This window comes from Neisseria sp. P0021.S005 (assembly GCF_051956955.1).
This window is the reverse complement of the sequence record NZ_JBQCWY010000230.1, coordinates 1-4,307: the sequence shown is the minus strand read 5'-3', so window position 1 is coordinate 4,307 and position 4,307 is coordinate 1. Positions and strand designations below refer to the sequence as shown.

Annotated in this window: 3 protein-coding genes; all 3 read left to right on the top strand. The window is 51.4% G+C overall.

Going from position 1 to position 4,307, the window contains the following annotated elements; translation table 11 throughout:
• Nucleotides 1-137 precede the first annotated feature (137 nt).
• Complete coding sequence (locus tag ACTHUE_RS11580) at nucleotides 138-1,319, top strand: aspartate aminotransferase family protein (RefSeq protein WP_314595316.1); 1,182 nt, start codon at nucleotides 138-140, stop codon at nucleotides 1,317-1,319.
• A gap of 203 nt (nucleotides 1,320-1,522) precedes the next feature.
• Nucleotides 1,523-2,458 (top strand): dihydroorotate oxidase, encoded by a 936-nt coding sequence (locus ACTHUE_RS11575; protein ID WP_440423516.1) that lies wholly within the window; start codon nucleotides 1,523-1,525, stop codon nucleotides 2,456-2,458.
• A gap of 90 nt (nucleotides 2,459-2,548) precedes the next feature.
• Nucleotides 2,549-4,307, top strand: a 1,759-nt coding sequence (locus ACTHUE_RS11570; protein WP_440423514.1) for a UvrD-helicase domain-containing protein, incomplete at its 3' end; no start/stop codon positions are given.

The window sequence follows — 4,307 nt, the reverse complement described above, 5'->3', positions numbered from 1 at the left end:
ATGCTGGGAAATCAAGCATAAATAAGCATCAGGCCGTCTGAAAGCCAGTTTTCAGACGGCCTGATTGCCATATTGAATCTCTCAATCAATAAGCGCATAATTGAAGAAATTGTTGACAATATCAAAAGGAAAAGAACATGCAAAACTACCTGACGCCCAATTTCTCATTCGCCCCCATGATTCCGGAACGCGCGCTCGGCAGCCGGGTTTGGGATACCGAAGGACGAGAATACATTGACCTGTCAGGCGGCATTGCTGTGAACGCGCTGGGGCATTGCCATCCCGATTTGGTCGCGGCCTTGGCCGAACAATCGCAAAAACTCTGGCACATTTCTAATATCTATACCACCCAACCGGCACAAGAATTGGCCAAAAAACTGGTCGAAAACACCTTTGCCGACAAAGTGTTTTTCTGCAACTCCGGCGCAGAGGCCAATGAAGCCGCGTTGAAATTGGCGCGCAAATACGGACGCGATTATTTTGGCGAACACAAAACCGAAATCATCTCCTGCCTCAACAGCTTCCACGGCCGCACCCTGTTTACCGTTTCCGTCGGCGGCCAGCCCAAATACAGCAAAGACTACGCGCCGCTGCCGTCAGATATTACCCATGTTCCATTTAATGATATTGCCGCATTGGAAGCCGCCGTCAGCGACAAAACCTGCGCCGTGATTATCGAACCGATTCAAGGCGAAAGCGGCATCCTGCCTGCCACTCAAGAATATCTGCAAGCCGCACGCCGTTTGTGCGACAAACACGGTGCCTTGCTGATTTTGGACGAAGTGCAAACCGGCATGGGCCATACGGGCAAACTGTTTGCCTACGAGCATTACGGCATCACACCCGACATCATCAGCTCCGCCAAAGCCTTGGGTTGCGGTTTCCCGATTGGCGCGATACTGACCACCGATAAAATCGCCCCAACCTTCGGCCCTGGAACACATGGTTCAACCTTTGGCGGCAATCCGATGGCATGCGCGGTCGGCAGCCGTGCGTTTGACATCATCAATGCGCCCGAAACATTGGCACACGTTGAGCAACAAGGCCAAAAACTTCAGACGACCTTGCGTGAAATAGGCGAAAAGACCGGCGTATTTAAAGAAGTCCGCGGCATGGGTTTGCTGCTCGGCTGCGTATTGGCAGACAAATACGAAGGCAAGGCATCGGAAATTACCGCCGCTGCTTTAAAACACGGCCTGATGGTACTGGTTGCCGGAGCCAATGTGGTGCGTTTCGCCCCCAGCCTTCTGCTGAACGATGAAGACATGGCCGAAGGCTTGAAACGTTTTAAAGCGGCTTTGAACGAATGGTTGGCCTGATTTTCAAAACCCAATAGCCAAATCAGCCGACAGCTTAGCGAAGGCCGTCTGAGAGACTGTTTGAGTTTTTCAGACGGCCTTTTTCAATATTGAAAACAACATCCGCCTACATGCTTTGTCATTTGATGTTTGTTAAAAATCGTGCCGCCTCTTCGTGTTACGCTTGGCAAACAATTTGATTTTGCGAAGAAAAGGAGCAGGAGATGGTATCGTTGAAAACCCAAATCGCCGGTTTTTCTTTTGACAACTGCCTGATGAACGCGGCCGGTGTGTCATGCATGACTGTTGAGGAATTAGAAGCAGTCAGACAGTCTTCGGCAGGCACTTTCATTACCAAGACCGCAACGCTTACCCCTCGTCAAGGCAACCCCGAGCCGCGTTATCGGGACGTCCCTCTCGGCAGCATCAATTCGATGGGCTTGCCGAATCAAGGCATCGATTACTATCTGGATTACCTGCTTACCCTTCAAGAGTCTCAGCCGGAACGGACATTTTTCCTATCACTGGTCGGCCTGTCGCCCGGCGAAACACATATCCTGTTGGAAAAGGTGCAAAATAGCGGGTTTAACGGTATTACCGAACTCAACCTATCCTGCCCAAACGTCGCCGGCAAACCGCAAATTGCCTACGACTTTGAAACCACCGAGATGATTTTGGATAATGCCTTTACCTACTTCGACAAGCCCTTGGGCATCAAATTGCCGCCGTATTTCGATATTGCCCATTTCGATCAAGCGGCGAAAGTGTTCAACCGCTATCCCCTAAAATTCGTCAACTGTGTCAACTCCATCGGCAACGGCATGTATATCGAAGACGAATCCGTCGTGATCCGCCCGAAAAACGGCTTCGGCGGCATAGGCGGCCAATACATCAAACCGACTGCGCTCGCCAATGTCCACGCGTTCTATCAAAGACTAGATCCGTCTATCCAAGTTATCGGAACGGGCGGCGTTTACAGCGGCCGTGATGCGTTTGAACACATCTTGTGCGGCGCAAGCATGGTGCAGATCGGCACGGCGCTACACCAGCAAGGCGTAGACATTTTTGAACGGGTTTCCCTTGAATTAAAAGCCATCATGGTGCAAAAAGGCTATGAGAAGCTGGAAGACTTCAAAGGCAAATTGAAATATTTTGCATAAGGTTTACTCTAAAAAACGCCCAAGGCCGTCTGAAAATTTCAGACGGCCTTGTTGTATAATTGCTCCCCACATTACCCGTCTTCCCCTTCAATGAAACTCAACCCCCAACAGCAAGCCGCGGTCAAATATCTAGGCGGCCCCCTGCTCGTCCTTGCCGGTGCAGGCAGCGGAAAAACCGGTGTGATTACGCAAAAAATCAAGCATTTGATTGTCAATGTCGGCTATCTGCCGCATACCGTCGCCGCGATTACCTTTACCAATAAAGCAGCTACGGAAATGCAGGAGCGCGTCTCCAAAATGTTGCCTAAGTCGCAAACGCGCGGGCTGACGATTTGCACCTTCCACTCTTTGGGTATGAAGATTTTGCGCGAAGAAGCCGATCAAATCGGTTACAAAAAAAACTTTTCCATCCTCGACTCTACCGACAGCGCCAAAATAATCGGCGAGCTTTTGGGCGGTACGGGCAAAGAAGCCATATTCAAAGCGCAACATCAAATTTCCCTTTGGAAAAACGATTTAAAAACGCCTGAAGAAGTAGTTCAGACGGCCGCTAATGTGTGGGAACAACAAACAGCGCACGTCTATGCGAGTTATCAGGAAACCCTGCAAAGCTATCAGGCAGTGGACTTCGACGACTTAATCCGCCTACCAGCCGTACTCTTGCAGCAAAACAGCGAAGTGCGCAACAAATGGCAGCGGCGGCTGCGTTATCTGCTGGTTGACGAATGCCAGGACACCAACACCTGCCAATTTACCCTGATGAAGCTCTTGACCGGCGCGGAAGGCATGTTTACCGCCGTCGGCGACGACGACCAGTCCATCTACGCATGGCGCGGCGCAAACATGGAAAACCTGCGTAAAATGCAGGAAGACTATCCGCAGATGAAGGTCATCAAGCTGGAGCAAAACTACCGCTCCACCGCGCGGATTCTCAAAATCGCCAACAAAGTCATCGAAAACAACCCCAAACTCTTTACCAAAAAACTTTGGTCGCAGTTCGGCGAAGGCGAAATCGTCAAAGTCGTTGCCTGCCAAAGCGAGCAGCACGAAGCCGACTGGGTCGTCAGCCAAATCGTCAAACAGAAGCTGGTCGGCGGCGACAAAACCCAATACGCCGATTTCGCCGTGTTATACCGCGGCAACCATCAGGCGCGGATTTTTGAAGAATCCTTGCGCAGCGCGCGTGTTCCCTACCAACTCTCCGGAGGACAAAGCTTTTTCGACAAAGCCGAAATCAAAGACGTTTTGTCCTATTTGCGCCTGCTTGCCAACCCCAACGACGATCCCGCCTTCCTGCGCGCCGTGACCACGCCTAAACGCGGCATCGGCGACGTTACATTGGGCAAGCTCAACACCTACGCGCACGAACACGAATGCAGCCTATATGAAGCCGCGCAAACCGAAGAAGCGCTTGCCCTATTGAACCATACCAACCGCCAACACCTGCAAGCCTTCATGGATATGATTGAAAACTACCGCACCAAAGCCGAAACCAGCGAAGCAGGCGAACTCATCAACGGCCTGCTCAAAGAAATCGACTACGAAAACCACCTGCTTGCCAGTGAAGAGGGTAAAGCTGGCGAAATCAAATGGCGCAACGTGAGCGACCTGACCGGCTGGTTGGAGCGCAAAGGCGAACAAGACGGCAAAAACATCATCGAACTTGCCCAAACCGTCGCCCTAATGACGCTCTTGGAAGGCAAAAGCGAAGAAGAAGTCGATGCCGTCAAACTCTCGACCCTACACGCCTCCAAAGGCTTGGAATACCCCTACGTTTTCCTCGTCGGCTGCGAAGAGGGCATCCTGCCGCACAACGACAGCATCGAAGAAGAAAACGTCGAAGAAGAAC